Raw genomic sequence first — 17957 nt, forward strand, 5'->3', positions numbered from 1 at the left:
ATGAAGATGAAAAAGCAGGTCGTTCTGTACAAGAAACTCTCGCCCCAGCTGATGGCTCGTCTGCAGGCGCACACCGACGTGACGCTGATCGAAAGCCTGGACGCCGAAGGCCTGGCCAAACTGCGCGACGCCCTGCCCCGTGCCCACGGTTTGCTCGGCGCCAGCCTGAAGCTGGATGCCGAGCTGCTGGACCTGGCACCCAATCTGCAAGCCATCGCCAGCGTCTCGGTGGGCGTCGACAACTACGACATCGACTACCTGACCGAGCGGCGCATCCTGCTCAGCAATACGCCGGACGTGCTTACCGAAACCACCGCCGACACCGGTTTCGCGCTGATTCTGGCCACCGCCCGGCGCGTGGTGGAACTGGCCAACATGGTTCGTTCAGGGCAATGGAAACGCAACATCGGCCCGGCGCATTTCGGCAGCGACGTGCACGGTAAAACCCTCGGCATCATCGGCATGGGCCGCATCGGCGAAGCCCTGGCCCAGCGCGGACACTTCGGCTTCGGCATGCCGGTGATCTACCACAGCCACTCGCCGAAACCGGCAGTCGAACAACGCTTCAATGCGCAATACCGAAGCCTGAGCGAACTGTTGCAGCAAGCGGATTTCATCTGCCTGACGCTGCCACTGACCGCTGAAACCAAAGGGATGATTGGCGCAGAACAGTTCGCGCTGATGCGCCCGGAAAGCATCTTCATCAACATTTCACGGGGCAAGGTTGTCGATGAGGCAGCGTTGATCGATGCGTTGCGTACGGGGCAGATTCGCGCGGCGGGGCTGGATGTGTTCGAGCGTGAACCACTTGATCAGGACTCGCCGTTGCTGCAATTGAGCAATGTGGTGGCAACCCCGCACATCGGCTCGGCCACCCATGAGACTCGGGAGGCAATGGCCCGGTGTGCGGTGGACAATTTGCTGGCGGCGCTGGTAGGTGAGCGGCCGGGGAATTTGGTGAACGGCGGCGCGTGGAAGGATTGAGGGATTCCCTGTTCTTCAGGTCGCCATTGCGAGCAACTCGCTCCTACAGTTTCAGTGGAATTCACAGATCTCGAGTTCACCACCGATTACTGTAGGAGTAAGCGAGCGCGCGATTGCGCCGACAGACACTCGACGTAGTGCTGAACAAACAGCCCGGCCTGATGTACATCGACCATTTCGGAGAACTGGCATCCACCATGCGATCCGATACCATTTGCCTAAGGAAACTACGTCGTTTAACCGGAATGTTCTCAGCCACTATTAAGACTCTTCAATCGAGCCAACCCCTGTTTTATATGACCCGCATTATCACCAATCGCCTCAAGCGCCCCTCGAATATTTCCACCAACCTCATCGGAACCACGCTGTTCGACCCAGAGTGTCAGCTCCATCAATGCTGCCTCCAAAGCCAATTGGTTGTGGTAAATTCTTTCAAGGACCTCTGGTAATAAATATTTTTCCGTCATGTTTTCGACTCCTTCGAAAAAATCAAAATTAGCAGCAGAACGGCTAGTGAAATAACCTCCTAGGTGTTGAAATTAAATTGCTAGTGGTCAACAGAACCTATTCGGTATTTCGATGTTTTTTGAATTGAAATTTTGAGTGAATCGCCTTCCATAGAAGGCAAAAAATAGAATCTTTTCATTTCGGCTCCGTTTCGTTCACAACAAATAAACATCGGTCAACTGCATTCAGTGTCTGCATAAGATAAGCATTGTGATCGCCAACCTGAACGGAACTAGCCGATTAAAGAGAGTGACTTTTGTCCACCTACGTATGATCACCAGCTATAGCGCAACCCTACATTGGCTCCCCACGGTTGGTCGATTTTGTTGCCATTGCTGTAATCGAAATCAGCATGGATCGACACCTTGTCGCTCAGCGACACGGCCACGCCGGCGCCCAACTCTCCACGGGAGCCCGACAGATCGTTGTTGAAGGTGTTGTTGTTGACCTTTACTTCGTTGTTGTTGGCGAACTCGTGTACATAGGCAGCGCGGATGTAGGGCTGCACTGTCTTGTCATCCCACTGGAAGTTACGCCCGGCGGTTGCCCCGGCCTTGGCCAGCAACGAATGGGTGCGATCGCCTTCAGCGGACAGGCCGTTATCCAGGTCGTAATCCTTGCCCTGAATAATCACGCCCGACAGTTGGGTGAAGGGTTCGACGAAATAATCGTCAGCCAGTTTGATGTGTCGACCGAACTCCAGGGAGGCACCGACGCCATGGCTGTCGTAATTGCCCTTGGTCTTTTTGCCATCACTCAGGTGCACATCGGACTCGTTCTGGAACCGGTTGAACTTGAGCACGCCGTCGAAGTAGTAACCGCTCGGCTCATCCAGCCAGGTGGTGTAGGCGCCCAGGTAGTAACTGTCGATGGTGCCGCTGGTGCCACGGCTCAAGTCCAGGTCGGACTTGCTGTAACCGCCCAACACACCCACCAGCCATTGCCCGTCACCGAGCGGCAACGGCGCATCGGCACCGAACGACAGGCCCTGCTGAACTTGCCGGTAAGCGACGCCCGAACTGGCATCCACGTCGAATTTATTGCCATAGGCGCGAATCCAGCCACCGGCTTTGCCATGATCCATGCGCACTTCGCCCATGCGGCTGCGCAAAGTGCTGAGCTCTCCATACCAGGCGGTCGGCGCCGCGTTGAACAGCGCGATCACCGATTGGGTGCCCGGGCTGATGCTGCGCGTGAGGGTATCGAGGTACCAGTCAGTGCTGCTCAGTTTCACCAGGTCATAGGAGAACGCCCCCAGGTCCACCGCACCACCGGCCAGCGTGAACGTGGCATCACCGCCACCGATGTGCACCACCGGAGTCGAGCCGGCGGCCAAGGGTTCCGAGCCACTGGCATCAATCGATACAGTGTGGTTGCCGGTGGCATTGCCGCTCACCGTCAGCGTGTCTACCTGCCCAGTGTTGAAGTCAGTGTGCATGGCGAACGTACCGCCGCTGCCCGACAGCGTTTGCACATTCAAGTTGAAGTATTCGCCGGGATTGCCAAACTGGATGGTGCCGCCATTCATGTCCAGGTTTTGCACCGAACCGTCGCCGAGCATCACCCAGCGTGCGTTGCTGTTGACGCCCAGGTTCTGCACGTTCTGCAAACGACCGGTCAGGGTCGCGGAATCTTCCAGCACGACGTTGGCCGTGCTGCCGCTTTCGGCGACGATATCGCCAACCAGCGTACTGTTGCCCACTCGCAGATTGGCTTCAGCGCCCCTGACAACATTCATCAGGATGCCGTTGCTCGCCGATAACGTAGAACCGTTGAGCACCGCGATGTTGGCCTTCGACGTGCCCGCAGTGCCGCGACCCACGAGGATCGCCGAACCATTGAGTCCGACAACGTCGGTATCGTTTAACACCAGCGTACTGTTGGCATCGATTCCCAGATCAACGTCGATGTTGATGCCGTTGACGTTGCCGGTGATGGTGCTGCCATTGGCCTGGACGGTACCACTGAACACACGCAAACCATTGGCGAGGGTGCCGGTACCGGAAAGCGTCGAATGATTAAGCGTCAGGCTGCTCAACGCGTTCACGGTAGCCCCCGCGCTCTCGCCGGTAATGTGGCTGTCACTGACAATTGCAGTGGAACCTTGCGTCCCCGCCGAGTCGCGACTGATCGCCAAACCTGTCCGACTATTTTCGATCGTGCTTCCAGTGATGGTCGCCGTACCGGCGTTCAAATGCACGCCATTGTTACCGGCTCCGTCAACCCGGGTGCCATTGAGGTTCAGCGTGGATTGGTTGACGGAGATATCAAAGGTCTGGCCGCCGTTGCTGTTCAAGGTCGATCCACCGTTCAACACGTAATTGTCGGGAGCGGTGGTGCCATCGATGTCCAACACCTCACCTGGGATTAAAACCCTTGCATACCCGATATCACTGATCAGCAACAATGGGGTGACAGATAACAGTTTTAAAACGCGGGACAGCGGATGCAGCTTGAACAATTTGACCGTCGACATATACACACCATTGGCGAACAAAAGTTGGAAAGCCGCGCATGCTAGAAAACAGCCCCTCATTCGTATGTAGGACTTATCCGACAGATTTCAGAGCGGATCTCCGTGTTCATAACCTGCCGCCATGGCTTTGCATGGGGCTTGGGCCGAAACGCAGACCGAATACCGGGCACTACCAAACGCTTCCCGCCGTTCTGCGCTTGGGAGCAGTAAACCGTGTTTTATGAATGTGCGTAACTGTCAAAGTTGACAGGTAGCGCCACTTTTTTTGCACTGGGAAACGCTGTAATTTCAGGCCCGCAAGCCTTCGAGCAAGTCCGTGGCACATAGAGCAATCCGCCGGCAGGCGTCCGCCAGTTTTGCCCGGTCCACCACCAGGCCGATGCGGATATGCCCCGCCGCACTCGGCCCGAACGCCTCCCCGGCCAGCACCGACACGCCATAGCCTTCCAGCAACCGCTCGGCAAAGTGCTGGGCCGACAAACCGGTGGCACGTACGTCGACCATCACGAACATACCGCCGTCGGGGCGAACCGCGCGCAGGCCCGGGCAGTGGTCGAGGCTGGCGCACACCAGGTCGCGCCGCAGGCGATATTCTTCGCGCATCGACGCCACTTGCGGCAGGTTTTCATCCAGGGCCAGTTGCGCGGCGTTCTGGATGAAGTCCGGAATGCCGAACAACATGCACAGCGACAGATTCACCAAATGTTCACACAGGGGTTTTGGCCCGATTACCCAGCCCACGCGCCAACCGCTCATGGCATGGGATTTTGACAGGCTGTTGATGGTCGCCGTGCGCTCGGCCATGCCCGGCAAACTCGCCGGGCTGATGTGTTCGCCTTCGTACAGCAAGTCGCTGTAGACCTCGTCGCTGATCAGCCACAGGTCATGACGAATGCACAACGCGGCCAAGGTCTGCCAGGTCGACAGCGGCAAACTGGCGCCGGAGGGATTGTTAGGGCTGTTGAGCAACATGGCGCGGGTCTTCGGCGTGATGCGTGCGGCGACATCCAGCGGGTCGACACGAAAACCGTTTTGCGAGCGCACCGGCACCGGTACCACTTTCGCGCCGCAGGCACCGAACACCCCTTCGTAGGTGACGTACATCGGTTCGGCGACGAGCACTTCGTCGCCGGGGTCGAGCAGGCATTGCACCACCGAATAGACCGCGCACTGCGCGCCGGGGAATACGATTACATGGTCGGCATCCACCGTTTGACCGCTGCGCTGGTGATGGCGCCGGGCAATGCTGGTACGCAAACCGTGGCTGCCGCGCACTGCCGGGTAGTGGGTGTCGCCGGCCAGCAAGCTGTCGATGGCCGCGTTTACGATGGGTTGTGGGGTGTCGAAATCCGGGTCGCCAATCGACAGCAGCAGGACATCGACACCCTGCTCGCGCAACTCAAGCGCTCGATCGTGAATCTGCCAGGCCGCCGCACCGTCACCGGCGATTCGTTGGGTCAAGGTTGAGTAGCGCATGCGGTTCTCCTGTCGCGCGGTTTTCCTTGCCTCAACCCTATCTCAAATCGGTGAACGCGCCACCCTGCGAGCCTTTGTTTAAAGGTGTTTAAGGATACTTCCTGAAAGCCACAAGACCTTGCGCCTTTGCCTACGGGTACGCCAGAATCCGCCGGCTTGTGCGTTCTGGGGGCCATCGGTAACTTGATTCGTGTCACTGATTGTCAGTGATCGGGTTTAGTCGCTCGTGGTTTACTAGCAAAGTGCACAGGTACTATCAGTCAGGCATTCCCATGTCTGCATTCGATGGTAGCTGTGCGCAGGGCGCCTTCGGGCGCGCCGGTTTGCTAGATCCCCGGTCGACTAACCTGCGTACAGCTGCCACCCCTTTCGTTTAGTCGCAAGAGGGGCGGCGCTTCATATGAGGATCTAGCTTGTGCCGAAAGTAACCCCAAACCCGCCGGATAACGATCCGACGTCCCCGTACGAATCCGATTCAAACAAACTCAACGAAGCCGCCGAACGCGCCCTCAACTTCCACTTCCCCTCGACCGCCGACATCAAAGCCACGCCGCGCACGGTCAGCACATTGTTCACCGTCGACCCCGATGTCACGACCGAAACCCTGATGGTGTATCTGGTGGAAACGCTGGCCTCGGTCGACGTGATGGTCCATCAACTGGTCGATCATCTGGAGGGTGGTGATCGCAACGCCCTGCTGGGCATTTCCAACAGCGTGATGCTGGCGGAAATCACGGCGAACCGGGTGCTGGATCAGATTGATCCACCGCAGTAGTCACCGTAAAAGAGCTTTTGTGGCGAGGGAGCTTGCTCCCGCTCGGTTGCGTAGCAGCCGTCGCTTTTTGGACGGCTGCGCAGTCCAGCGGGAGCAAGCTCCCTCGCCACAGGTTCTGTCAGCGCTGGCGGGCAACCATTTGCCAGACCCGTGCAATGTCTGTCGCCCGCTCTTGCAGCAAACGCGGCGCCTGGGTGCAGGCTTGCTCCAGCGTCATCGGCCCACTCGTCAAGGCGAACGCGGCATCGATGCCATGTTCATAGAGGGCCTGATAGCCCTCGCCCAGCGTACCGGCAATCACAATCACTGGCACGCCATGCAGTTGAGCGATGCGCGCTACACCAAACGGCGTCTTGCCGCGCAGGGTTTGTGCGTCGAAACGGCCTTCGCCGGTGATCACCAGATCGGCATTTTCAACCGCTTCAGCCAGGCCCACCAGTTCGGCGACCACCTCGACCCCGGCCTTGAACTGCGCACCGAGAAATGCCTTGGCAGCAAACCCCAAACCGCCCGCTGCCCCGCTGCCTGGCTCGTCGCGCACGTCCTTTTCCAATACCTTGGCGCAGTGATCGGCAAAGTGCCCCAATGCCTGATCCAGTTGCTCGACCTGCTCGGGCGACGCACCTTTTTGCGGACCGAAAATCGCCGAGGCACCGTGTGCGCCGCACAGTGGGTTGTTGACGTCGGCGGCGATGTCGAAACGCACGTTGGCCAATCGCCGGTCGACTTCGCTCAGGTCAATGCGGGCCAACTGCCCGAGCGCCAAACCGCCCGGTGCGAGCGACTTGCCCTGAGCATCCAGCAGTTTCACACCCAACGCTTGCATGGCTCCGGCGCCGGCGTCATTGGTCGCACTGCCGCCGATGGCCAGGATCACCCGTTGCGCCCCGGCATCCAGCGCTGCGCGAATCAACTCGCCGGTACCGAAGGTGCTGCTGATGCAGGCGTCACGCTGAGCCAGCGGCACCAACTGCAAACCGCTGGCCTCGGCCATCTCGATGATTGCGCTGTGGCTCTCGGGCAACCAGCCCCATGCGGCGTTAACCGGCGCGCCCAATGGCCCGCGAACCTGAGTACGGCGCAGCTCGCCGTTGCAGGCCGCCAGCACCGACTCGACCGTCCCCTCCCCACCGTCGGCCATCGGGCATTTGATCAACTGCGCATTTGGCCAAACGTCAGCCAAACCTAGGGCAATGGCGTCGGCCACGCCTTGGGCGCTGAGGCTGTCTTTGAACGAATCAGGGGCGATCACGATTTTCATGGGAATTCTCCAGTTCCATTGCCCCCATGCTGCCAGCCGCCCGGCGCAATGACGCCGGGCCGCTGCACAAGCGGCTGTATGGATTATTGTTCATTTCCACAAATAGCGGCGGTTACACAGGAACCCTGTAGGAGCCAGCCTGCTGGCGATTAACGTCCAGACACCGCGGTCATTCAGACGGGGCGCGTTATCGTTGACGTCCATCGCGAGCAGGCTCGCTCCTACAGGGGGAATGTGTTGTTTATGAGTTTGCGTCAGTCTGCGGTAGCAACTGCACGCCCAGGTACAACGCCAGCATGCCGTCCAGCTTCAACGGATCAACGCCGCTAAGCTCGGCAATCCTTTCCATGCGATAACGCAAACTGTTGCGGTGAATGCCCAAGGCTTCGGCGCAGGCCTGGCTTTGGCCGTCGTGTTCGCACCAACTGCGTAATGTCGCGAGCAACTGGCCGTTGCTGTCCTTGGCAATGACCTTGCGCAATGGGTTGAGCAGCTCGTCCAGCGCATCGTCGTTGCGATGCCGCCAAAGCATCACTGGCAATCGATAGCGGTTGAGCGTGAGCAAGCGGCAAGCGGGCAATACGCCGCGCCCGTAAGCCAGCAAGTCGCCGACACGACGATAGCAGCGGCGCAATCCCGTCAGACCGTCGGCCTGCCCGCCCACCGCGACGCGCAGAATGTTCCAGCCCAGGCCATCGAGCTTTTCCAGCAGCCGATCGTTTTCGATGGACTGGCTGGCCGGTCGGCACCACAGCAACGATGACGTCGAGGAACTGACGCACCAGCTATCGGGATACCGGCTGGTCAGCCAGGCACTGAGCGCCTCGGCGGTTTGCCCCGGCCCGTGTTCCATGCCCAATTCGAACAAATACGGCACCCGCGTCATCTGCGGTTTGAGCCCCAGTTGTTGTGCCTCATCGATCAATCGCGGCGAGTCTCCGGCCTCGCTGAGCAACAAGGCCAACAGGTCATCACATCGCTGGCGCCGCCATTGCTGCTCGGCCTGCTGGTTGCGCTGGCCCACCAGCATCTCGGCGGTCATGCGTACCAGTTCAGCGTAGGTGCGCAACTGCTCGGGTTCGCCAGTGATGCCCAGCACGCCGATCAAGCGCTGGTCGAGCATCAGCGGCAGATTGATGCCCGGCTGCACACCTTTGAGGTGGATCGCGGTTTGCGCGTCGATCTCCACCACGCGGCCGTTGGCCAACACCAGTTGCGCGCCTTCGTGGCGGGTGTTGACCCGCTCCGGTTCGCCGCTGCCGAGAATCAGCCCCTGACTGTCCATCACGTTGACGTTGTACGGCAGGATGGCCATCGCGCGGTCGACGATGTCCTGCGCCAGGTCGTGATCGAGTTCGAACATAACGGTGATCCTTGAAAGCGTGAGCGCCTGGCGGTTGTTCACCCGCACAGGCCTTGGTTGCAAACCCTGTGCTCAGGCACAAAGACAGCAGCCCCGAGGGTGGTCGAGACTCTGCGGGCGATCAACGTTACCCTTTGCATCGCAAAAAATCATAATAAAGAGAGAGCCGCCATGTCACAGAGCGCCGCCGCAACCCAGGCCATCGTTGACGAAAAAAACGCCGTCTACAAACGTATTACCCTGCGTTTGATCCCCTTCATTTTCATCTGCTACCTGTTCAACTACCTCGACCGGGTGAACGTGGGCTTCGCCAAGTTGCAGATGCTCGACGCACTCAAATTCAGTGAAACCGTGTACGGCCTCGGCGCCGGGATCTTCTTTATCGGCTACGTGCTGTGCGGCGTGCCGAGCAACCTGGCATTGACCAAATTCGGCCCACGGCGCTGGATCGCGTTGATGATGATCACCTGGGGCACGCTGTCGACCTGCCTGCTGTTCGTCACCACGCCCACCGAGTTCTACACCTTGCGCCTGTTCACCGGTGCCGCCGAAGCCGGGTTTTTCCCGGGCGTGGTGCTGTATCTCTCGCAGTGGTTCCCGACGTTCCGCCGTGGCCGCATCATGGCGCTGTTCATGTCGGCAATCCCGGTGTCGGGCCTGCTCGGCAGTCCGTTTTCCGGCTGGATTCTCAACCACTTCGCCGCAGGCCAGGGCGGCTTGGCCGGCTGGCAGTGGATGTTTTTGCTGCAAGGCATTCCGACCGTAGTCCTTGGTGCGCTGGCGTATTTCCTGCTCAGCGACAGTTATGCCAATGCCAAATGGCTGACCCCGTTCGAGCGTTCGGTGCTTGAAGCCGACCACGCCGAAGACCTGGCCAACAAACCGAAAACCACGACGGATTCGCTGCTGGCCGTATTCAAGAACCCGGCAATCTGGGCATTCGGCCTGATCTATTTCTGCATCCAGAGCGGCGTCTACGCGATCAACTTCTGGCTGCCGTCGATCATCAAGAACCTCGGTTTCAGCGATAACCTGGTGATTGGTTGGTTGAGCGCGATTCCGTATCTGCTGGCCGCCGTGTTCATGTTGATGGTCGGTCGCTCGGCAGACCTGCGCAAAGAACGTCGCTGGCATCTGGTGGTGCCGATGCTGATGGGCGCGCTCGGTCTGCTGATCGCCGTGAACTTCGCCGCCAACCCGGCCATCGCCATTCTCGGCCTGACCATCGCCACCATGGGCGCCCTCACCGGCCTGCCGATGTTCTGGCCGGTGCCCACTGCCCTGCTCAGTGCCGGCGCTGCCGCCGGTGGCTTGGCATTGATCAATTCCATGGGGCAAATGGCCGGTTTCCTCAGCCCGTACCTGGTGGGTTGGGTCAAGGACAGCACCGGTTCCACCGATGCGGCGCTGTACCTGCTGGCGGGTGTGATTGTCTGCGGTAGCCTGTTGGCGTTGCGTATGACCCGTACCCTGCGCGCCTGACCACCACAGCTCCCCTGTAGGAGCGAGCCTGCTCGCGATTTTGCTCTAACATTCAACATCTCTGTTGACTGACACTGCGCTATCGCGAGCAGGCTCGCTCCTACAATTAGCCTGCGCGTGTCTGAGATTTGCGTTTGCTACCGGCCACAGATCTGGTATTTGATTGAGCCTTTCCCTCCGGCAAAAGGACTTCCTCATGAGCTACCGCACACTGGGTCATTCGGGCCTGCAAGTGTCCACCCTGACCCTGGGCACCATGATGTTCGGCGAACAGACCAGCACCGAGGATTCCCTGCGAATCATCGACAAGGCCTGGGACCAGGGCATCAATTTCATCGACACCGCCGACGTCTACACCAATGGCCGCTCCGAAGAAATCGTCGGTGAAGCCATTGCGGGTAACCGTCATGAATGGGTGTTGGCCACCAAGGTCGGATTCGGCCCGGCAGACGGCCTGCCGAACCGCAGCGGTTTGAGCCGCAAGCATATTTTCAACGGTATCGACGCCAGCCTGACGCGCCTGGGCACCGACTATCTCGATATCTATTACCTGCACCGCGAAGACCACAACACCCCGCTGGAGGTGACCGTGTCGGCCATCGGCGACCTGATTCGCCAGGGCAAGATTCGCTATTGGGGCCTGTCCAATTATCGCGGCTGGCGCATTGCCGAGGTGATTCGCATCGCCGACAAACTGGGAATCGACCGGCCGGTGATCAGCCAGCCGCTGTACAACATCGTCAACCGCCAGGCTGAAACCGAACAAATCACCGCCGCGCAAAACTACGGCCTCGGCGTCGTGCCTTACAGCCCCTTGGCGCGCGGCGTGCTCAGTGGAAAATACGCGCCGGATGCGCAACCGGACGCCAACAGCCGCGCCGGGCGCCAGGACAAACGCATCCTGGAAACCGAATGGCGTGTCGAGTCCCTGCGCATCGCCCAGCAGATCCACCGGTACACCGAGGAACGCGGCGTCGGCATCGTCGAGTTCGCCATCGCCTGGGTGTTGAACAACAGCGCCGTCACCTCCGCCATTGTCGGCCCGCGCACCGAAGCACAATGGGACGCCTACACTAAGGCGCAAGCGGTGAAGATCACGGCCGACGATGAGGCGTTCATCGATTCGCTGGTAACGCCAGGGCATGCCTCGACGCCGGGGTTCAATGATGTCAGCCATTTTGTGTCGGGCCGTAAACCGCGTACTGCCTGACAACATATGTACCCTGTGGGAGCTGGCTTGCCAGCGATAGCGGTCTATCAGTCAACCTCGGCTTTGAATGTGCAACCGCCATCGCTGGCAAGCCAGCTCCCACAGGTCAAGTATTGATTGGTTGGTCAGTATTGGGCTCAAAAACCACGTATCCTCTGCGCCCGGTTCAATCACTCAAAATCACGCGAGGACAGTTTGTCTAAAGGTATCGCTTTATCGGTTTCAGCCTCGGTGCTGTTTGCCGTCATGTATTACTACACATCGCTGCTCACGCCCTTGAGCGGCGTGGAAATTTTCGGCTGGCGCATGCTGCTGACCGTGCCGTGCATGACTGTGTTCATGCTGGTGTCAGGCGAATGGCGGCGTGTGCTCGACCTGTTGCGTCGCCTCGGTGCGCAACCGAAATTGATCGCCGGCTTGCTGCTGTCGTCGGCGCTGCTGGGCGTGCAACTCTGGTTGTTCATGTGGGCGCCGCTCAACGGCTACAGCCTCGATGTGTCGCTGGGCTATTTCCTGTTGCCGCTGGCCATGGTGCTGACCGGGCGCATCGCTTACGGCGAACGCCTGTCGTACCTGCAAAAAGTCGCGGTGTTTTTCGCCAGCCTTGGCGTGATCAATGAGCTGTATCAGGTCGGTGGTTTTTCCTGGGCCACGCTGCTGGTGGTCGTCGGCTACCCGCTGTACTTCGTGCTACGCAAATGGCTGAAGGCCGACAACCTGGGCGGACTCTGGCTGGACATGACCTTGATGCTGCCGATCGCTTGGTGGTTTGTGCACGGTGGCGAGCAAGGCTTCGGTGTGTTCGATCAGCACCCGGCGCTGACCTGGCTGATTCCGCTGCTGGGTCTGATCAGTGCTTCGGCGCTGGTGGTTTATATCATCGCCAGTCGCTTGCTGCCGTTCAGCCTGTTTGGTTTGTTGAGTTACGTCGAACCGGTGCTATTGCTGGGTGTGGCGTTGTTGCTGGGGGAAAGCATCAAGCCGACGGAATGGCTGACGTATATCCCGATCTGGCTGGCGGTACTGGTGTTGGTGTTTGAAGGGTTCAAGCATCTGGTCCGGCAGCGCCGCGAACCAATGTAGGAGCAAGGCTTGCCCGCGATGAACGATAACACCGTTCGACAGGTACACCGCAGAGCCCCCATCGCGAGCAAGCATTGCTCCTACAGGAACAGAAACAACAAAGCCCGGCCAGCATTGCTGCTGACCGGGCTTTTTTACATCTGATACGGTTTAGTCAGTGGAAAGCACACCACGACGAACCTGGTCGCGTTCGATGGATTCGAACAACGCTTTGAAGTTGCCTTCGCCGAAACCGTCATCGCCCTTGCGCTGGATGAACTCGAAGAACACCGGCCCCATCAGGGTTTCCGAGAAGATCTGCAACAGCAGGCGCTTGTCGCCCGACTCGGACGAGCCGTCCAGCAGAATGCCCCGCGCTTGCAGTTCGCCCACCGGCTCGCCGTGGTTCGGCAGACGGCCTTCGAGCATTTCGTAGTAAGTATCTGGCGGCGCAGTCATGAAGCGCATGCCGATGCTTTTCAGGTGATCCCAGGTCTTGATCAGGTCATCGGACAGGAACGCAACGTGCTGGATGCCCTCGCCGTTGAACTGCATCAGGAACTCTTCGATCTGCCCGGCGCCCTTGGACGATTCTTCGTTCAACGGGATGCGGATCATGCCGTCCGGCGCGGTCATGGCCTTGGACGTCAGGCCGGTGTATTCGCCCTTGATGTCGAAGTAACGGATCTCGCGGAAGTTGAACAGCTTCTCGTAGAAATTCGCCCAGTAGGCCATACGACCGCGATACACGTTGTGGGTCAGGTGGTCGATGATCTTCAGGCCGGCACCCACTGGATGACGGTCGACACCTTCGAGGAACACGAAGTCGATGTCGTAGATCGAGCTGCCTTCACCGAAACGGTCGATCAAGTACAGCGGCGCGCCGCCGATGCCTTTGATCGCCGGCAGGTTCAGCTCCATCGGACCGGTTTCGATGTGGATCGGCTGGGCGCCGAGTTCCAGGGCACGCTTGTAGGCTTTTTGCGAATCCTTGACGCGGAACGCCATGCCGCACACCGACGGGCCGTGTTCGGCCGCGAAGTACGAAGCAACGCTGTTGGGTTCATTGTTGAGGATCAGGTTGATCGCGCCCTGGCGATACAGGTGCACGTCTTTGGAACGGTGGGTCGCAACCTTGGTGAAGCCCATGATCTCGAAGATCGGCTCCAGGGTGTTCGGGGTCGGCGATGCGAGCTCGATGAATTCAAAGCCCATCAGGCCCATCGGGTTTTCGTATAAATCTGCCATGGTCGGCGCCTCATCATGCTTTTAGAAATTAACCACTGTTAGTTGCTAGCAATGCTGAGACCGGTGGGTGGCGCGCAGGAGATACCCCGCACGCTGCGGGCGAGGAAATCACCGTAGATCAATTGAAACCCAAATATCTTCATTGTCGACCCAAGGCTGGTGCGGGCGAGGCTTCTGCTGCCAGAAGACGATTATTCTTGTATGCGTAACCTGATTCTACACAGCGTAACTGAGTTTGTCCGCCCTCTGTATAAAATCCGCCTTTTCCACCGGCGTGCAAGCGGTTTGTTGCACCAACAAGGTTGACTTGGCGTTGCTGGACCGACGCAGGCAGCGCCGGCTCAAACTGGCCGAACGACTTTATTGCCGCCGAACGGCATAATGGCGCCATGCGAACTATCATGGCTCGTACCTGAACTCTTTTTGGGAGGCGATTCGCCCTGCCAGCATTTGAGAGCTCCATTTCATCGCTACAGGTTTCGCGAATGCCATTAAAAGTCAGACGCCGCAAACGCAGCCTCAAGGTTGCAGTCACCTTGTTCAGTGGATTACTTCCGGTAGTGCTCGGCCTGGTCATCCTTTATATGCAGGCCGAACGTGCACTTGTGCAAAGTGCGCAGGAAACCGCCGAAGAGGCCATTCGACAATTTGAACTGATGCTCGACAACACCGCTCAAGCGGCACGCGAGTTGTTGCCCTTGGCCGGGCAACGTTGCGCAGACGTCAAACTCGCCCTGCGCGAACAAGTAACCCGCCGGCCCTTTGTACGCTCGACCAACCTGACGTGGGATAACACTATTTATTGCAGCTCCCTGTTTGGCGACTATCACGAAATAATTTCAACGGGCGATTTTGCCGGCGGCCAATTGATACTGATGAAGGGTAACCCGGTCACACCCGATACCGCCCTGCTGATCTATCGCCTTGAGGACGGAAAACGCGGTGCGCTGTCGACGCTGGATGGTTACCATCTGAGTAACGTGCTGCGCCTGATTGGTCGTCAGACGTTGCTGGTGCTGCAAGTAGGAAACAACTGGCTAAGTGCCAATGGCCAGTTTCACCATGGCCCCCTGCCCGACTTCCCGGTCGCCCAAAGCACACTTAAATCCTCACGCTATGATTTCAGCGTCGCGGCAGGCTTTCCGGAAGGTGAAACCTGGCGTTACATGACCAGTGAATACCCGCCGTTGTTCAGCCTGCTGATTTTTTTCGGGGTCATTTCCGGTGCGATCGGCCACATACTGCAAAAGCGCTCGAGGTCACCCACCCACGAAATGCAACGGGCGCTGGAAGCCGCGGAGTTCGTGCCTTATTTTCAGGCGGTCGTGCATGGCGACAGCAAGAAACTCTCGGGCATCGAAGTACTGATGCGCTGGAATCATCCACAAGAAGGGCTGGTGCGCCCGGATCTGTTCATTCCTTTCGCTGAACACTCGGGACTGATCGTGCCGATGACTCGCTCTTTGATGAGGCAAACCGCGACGTTGCTCGGCCCGCTATCCAGCACCTTCACCGAACCCTTTCATATCGGAATCAACATCACGGCCAGCCATTGCCAGAGTCTTGACCTGATAGAGGATTGCCGTGAGTTCCTCAAAGCCTTCGCACCCGGTTCCATTCATCTGGTGCTGGAGTTGACGGAGCGCGAACTGATCGAACCCACCGCCCTCGCCCACCAACTGTTCGAACAGCTGCACGAACTTGGCGTAATGATCGCCATCGATGACTTTGGCACCGGACATTCCAGCCTGGGCTACCTGCGCGAATTCAATGTCGACTTTCTGAAAATCGACCAAAGCTTTGTCGCAATGATCGGCATTGACACCCCCTCCAGCCATATTCTCGACGCCATCATTCAACTTGCGGGCAAGCTCGATCTTGCAATGGTTGCAGAAGGTGTAGAAACCCAAGAGCAAAGTGATTACCTGACCGCTCATAACGTTAACTTTCAGCAAGGCTATCTGTTCGGCCGACCGCTGCCTGGCGCGGAATTCATTAGTGCATTAAGTGGTCATTAACCCTTGGCCTTATGCGATGAGACGGTCAACGGGTACACAATTTGATTCAAAAGACTACTCTTGTTACATGAAGAAAAAGACATGATTTACTCTTGGCCAATTAACTACTACAATTTTTCATGCCTGCGGTAATTTCGCAGGTGCGCCATTTATCACCGAGTCGCTTCAAGGCTCTTGGCTTATAGCTTTGTTTGCGGTTGGTATCAGCCAAACACACTATTGGAGTAAAGATATTGTCCAGACTCGCTGAATTCCGTGCAGCCGAAAAGGCCCTTCAAGAACAGCTCAAGCAGCTTGAGTCCCTGAAGAACGATGCCGGGCTCAAGAAGGAAATCGAATTCGAAGAAAAGCTCCAGGGGCTGATGAAAACCTACGGCAAGAGCCTGCGCGACATCATCGCCATCCTCGATCCGAACCCGGGCAAGTCCGGCCTGCAACAGGCTGCCGCACCTAAAACCCGCCGCGCTCGCGTGGTCAAGGTTTATCAGAACCCGCACACCGGCGAGCTGATTGAAACCAAGGGCGGCAACCATCGCGGCCTGAAAGCCTGGAAGGAACAATACGGCGCTTCCACCGTTGACTCCTGGCTGCGCGGCTAAATTCGCGCCGTAAAAAAAGCCCTGCCAATGCAGGGCTTTTTCATGAATACCATCTAAATGCAACGAAGTGCGTCGATCAACTCGCTACTTGCCGACTAACTTTAGGCTTAATCCCATTGGGCATCTAAAGTACTTCATCCTTGCGCAAAGCCTGCAGCCACTAAAGTCTTTGGCTAAAGTTTCAAGCCGTTGCGCACCGCCTCTATTTCATCCTGACTTGTTTTGTAAGCCTCGGCCTGCCCCGCGTAGGAAAGAACATAGGCCTTATCGCCGTCAACGGCAGCTACCAAAGTTTGAGAAAGCACATGACGACCGTTTTGCGTGATGGCGCAGGTAGATTCCAATGCCGATAAACGGCTCAACGTTGTCGGATGTATGCGATTGCAAACACTTTGATAGCCGCTTTGAAAGAAGTCTTTTTGCACCGACTTGCGCATCTCCAGCAACACGCCCTCCAGGTTTACTTGGTGCCCGCTTTCCACCCGTGTCATGGTCAACTCCATCACCATGACTGGCGTCCCGCCGTGATCGTTTTTCACCGCGCGCTGACGAGAAACGCCTGGCGCAGCCGTCCCTTGCTCGATCGCTTCGACCTGCCAACCGGCGGGCCAGGGCATGACCGGCGCTTCAGCATCCGCACTGGCAACCCCACACCACATGCCAATCAAAATGAGTACCGATGTGCCGATTCGAATCATTGCCATGAACACTCGCAGGATGAGCGGTGAAGTCTGAGCCTCGACCGACTGTCAGGCAATAGCCGACGCTTTGGGTTTGGTGATGTCGCATCCCTTGCGTATCATTGTCGCCAATCGTCAGCCCCACTTATTTCCGGAGGGCCCATGAGCCTGCAAGAACTGAACACCTTCCCCGGTGTTACCGCACAACCTGACACCGCCACGCAAAAATTCGTGTTCAACCACACCATGTTGCGGGTCAAGGACATCACCAAGTCCCTGGACTTCTACACCCGCATCCTGGGTTTCACGCTGGTAGAAAAACGCGATTTCCCGGAAGCCGAATTCAGCCTGTACTTCCTCGCGCTGGTCGATAAGGCGCAGATTCCTGCCGACGCCGCTGCACGCACCGAGTGGATGAAGTCGATCCCTGGCATCCTCGAACTGACTCACAACCACGGCACCGAAAACGACCCGGACTTTGCCTATCACAACGGCAACACTGATCCGCGCGGGTTCGGCCACATCTGTATCTCGGTACCGGATATCGTCGCCGCGTGCGAGCGTTTCGAAGCACTGGGCTGCGATTTCCAGAAACGTTTGACCGATGGCCGCATGAAGAGCCTGGCGTTCATCAAGGACCCGGATGCTTACTGGGTCGAGATCATTCAGCCGGCACCGCTGTAAAAAAGTTTGCTGCCACTGATCGTTCCCACGCTCTGCGTGGTAACGCCTCCTGTGACGCTCTGCGTCACGCTTTTGAGGACGCGGAGCGTCCTGGGCTGCATTCCCACGCAGAGCGTGGGAACGATCATGTAA

Annotated in this window: 15 protein-coding genes; 8 read left to right on the top strand and 7 right to left on the bottom strand. The window is 58.1% G+C overall.

Translation table 11 applies throughout. The features are described from left to right. Positions 1–6: 6 nt before the first annotated feature. Entirely contained in the window at positions 7–984 is a 978-nt protein-coding gene (locus D8U69_RS22975; protein ID WP_130908186.1) for a D-glycerate dehydrogenase, read from the top strand. Positions 985–1235: 251 nt separating this feature from the next. Here D8U69_RS22975 and D8U69_RS22980 read toward each other — a convergent pair whose 3' ends face one another. From D8U69_RS22980 to D8U69_RS22990, 3 genes are all read right to left on the bottom strand, one after another. Continuing rightward, the gene (locus tag D8U69_RS22980) at positions 1236–1451 is read right to left on the bottom strand and encodes a hypothetical protein (RefSeq protein ID WP_056852749.1); all 216 of its coding nucleotides are present in this window, start codon (positions 1449–1451) and stop codon (positions 1236–1238) included. 314 nt (positions 1452–1765) lie between these two features. Then, positions 1766–3967, bottom strand: a complete 2202-nt coding sequence (locus tag D8U69_RS22985) for an autotransporter outer membrane beta-barrel domain-containing protein (protein ID WP_130908187.1) — start codon at positions 3965–3967, stop codon at positions 1766–1768. A gap of 288 nt (positions 3968–4255) precedes the next feature. Then, positions 4256–5443, bottom strand: coding sequence for an aminotransferase class I/II-fold pyridoxal phosphate-dependent enzyme (locus tag D8U69_RS22990; RefSeq protein WP_130908188.1), 1188 nt, complete (start codon positions 5441–5443; stop codon positions 4256–4258). Between the two features lie 415 nt (positions 5444–5858). Between D8U69_RS22990 and D8U69_RS22995 the strand changes: the two genes are divergently transcribed. Then, positions 5859–6218, top strand: coding sequence for a DUF6124 family protein (locus D8U69_RS22995; protein WP_130908189.1), 360 nt, complete (start codon positions 5859–5861; stop codon positions 6216–6218). Positions 6219–6336: 118 nt separating this feature from the next. Here the strand turns inward: D8U69_RS22995 and D8U69_RS23005 are convergent, their stop codons facing one another. Beyond that, the gene (locus D8U69_RS23005; RefSeq protein ID WP_130908190.1) at positions 6337–7479 is read right to left on the bottom strand and encodes a glycerate kinase; all 1143 of its coding nucleotides are present in this window, start codon (positions 7477–7479) and stop codon (positions 6337–6339) included. A gap of 241 nt (positions 7480–7720) precedes the next feature. After that, entirely contained in the window at positions 7721–8842 is a 1122-nt protein-coding gene (locus D8U69_RS23010) for a sugar diacid recognition domain-containing protein (RefSeq protein ID WP_130908191.1), read from the bottom strand. A gap of 171 nt (positions 8843–9013) precedes the next feature. On the opposite strand from D8U69_RS23010, the gene D8U69_RS23015 reads away from it, so the two are divergent. From D8U69_RS23015 to rarD, 3 genes are all read left to right on the top strand, one after another. Continuing rightward, the gene (locus D8U69_RS23015; protein WP_056852755.1) at positions 9014–10324 is read left to right on the top strand and encodes an MFS transporter; all 1311 of its coding nucleotides are present in this window, start codon (positions 9014–9016) and stop codon (positions 10322–10324) included. 196 nt (positions 10325–10520) lie between these two features. Then, positions 10521–11534 (top strand): aldo/keto reductase, encoded by a 1014-nt coding sequence (locus D8U69_RS23020; RefSeq protein ID WP_130908192.1) that lies wholly within the window; start codon positions 10521–10523, stop codon positions 11532–11534. Positions 11535–11729: 195 nt separating this feature from the next. Further along, a complete protein-coding gene (rarD, locus tag D8U69_RS23025; protein ID WP_130908193.1) occupies positions 11730–12617 on the top strand; it encodes an EamA family transporter RarD in 888 nt (295 codons plus the stop codon). A gap of 150 nt (positions 12618–12767) precedes the next feature. On the opposite strand, the gene hppD is transcribed toward rarD, so the two are convergent. Continuing rightward, complete coding sequence (gene hppD / locus D8U69_RS23030) at positions 12768–13844, bottom strand: 4-hydroxyphenylpyruvate dioxygenase (protein WP_056852758.1); 1077 nt, start codon at positions 13842–13844, stop codon at positions 12768–12770. A 485-nt stretch (positions 13845–14329) separates the two neighbouring features. Between hppD and D8U69_RS23035 the strand changes: the two genes are divergently transcribed. Both D8U69_RS23035 and D8U69_RS23040 read left to right on the top strand, forming a co-directional pair. Further along, positions 14330–15862 (top strand): EAL domain-containing protein, encoded by a 1533-nt coding sequence (locus D8U69_RS23035; protein WP_130908194.1) that lies wholly within the window; start codon positions 14330–14332, stop codon positions 15860–15862. Between the two features lie 233 nt (positions 15863–16095). After that, a complete protein-coding gene (locus D8U69_RS23040) occupies positions 16096–16461 on the top strand; it encodes a histone-like nucleoid-structuring protein, MvaT/MvaU family (protein ID WP_056852760.1) in 366 nt (121 codons plus the stop codon). Between the two features lie 173 nt (positions 16462–16634). Here the strand turns inward: D8U69_RS23040 and D8U69_RS23045 are convergent, their stop codons facing one another. Then, entirely contained in the window at positions 16635–17159 is a 525-nt protein-coding gene (locus D8U69_RS23045; RefSeq protein WP_130908203.1) for a DUF4946 domain-containing protein, read from the bottom strand. Positions 17160–17303: 144 nt separating this feature from the next. Here D8U69_RS23045 and gloA point away from each other — a divergent pair, with 144 nt between their 5' ends. Then, positions 17304–17825 (top strand): lactoylglutathione lyase, encoded by a 522-nt coding sequence (gloA, locus tag D8U69_RS23050; protein WP_130903393.1) that lies wholly within the window; start codon positions 17304–17306, stop codon positions 17823–17825. Positions 17826–17957: the final 132 nt, after the last annotated feature.

This window comes from Pseudomonas sp. Sample_16 (genome assembly GCF_004307665.1).
GTDB lineage: Bacteria > Pseudomonadota > Gammaproteobacteria > Pseudomonadales > Pseudomonadaceae > Aquipseudomonas.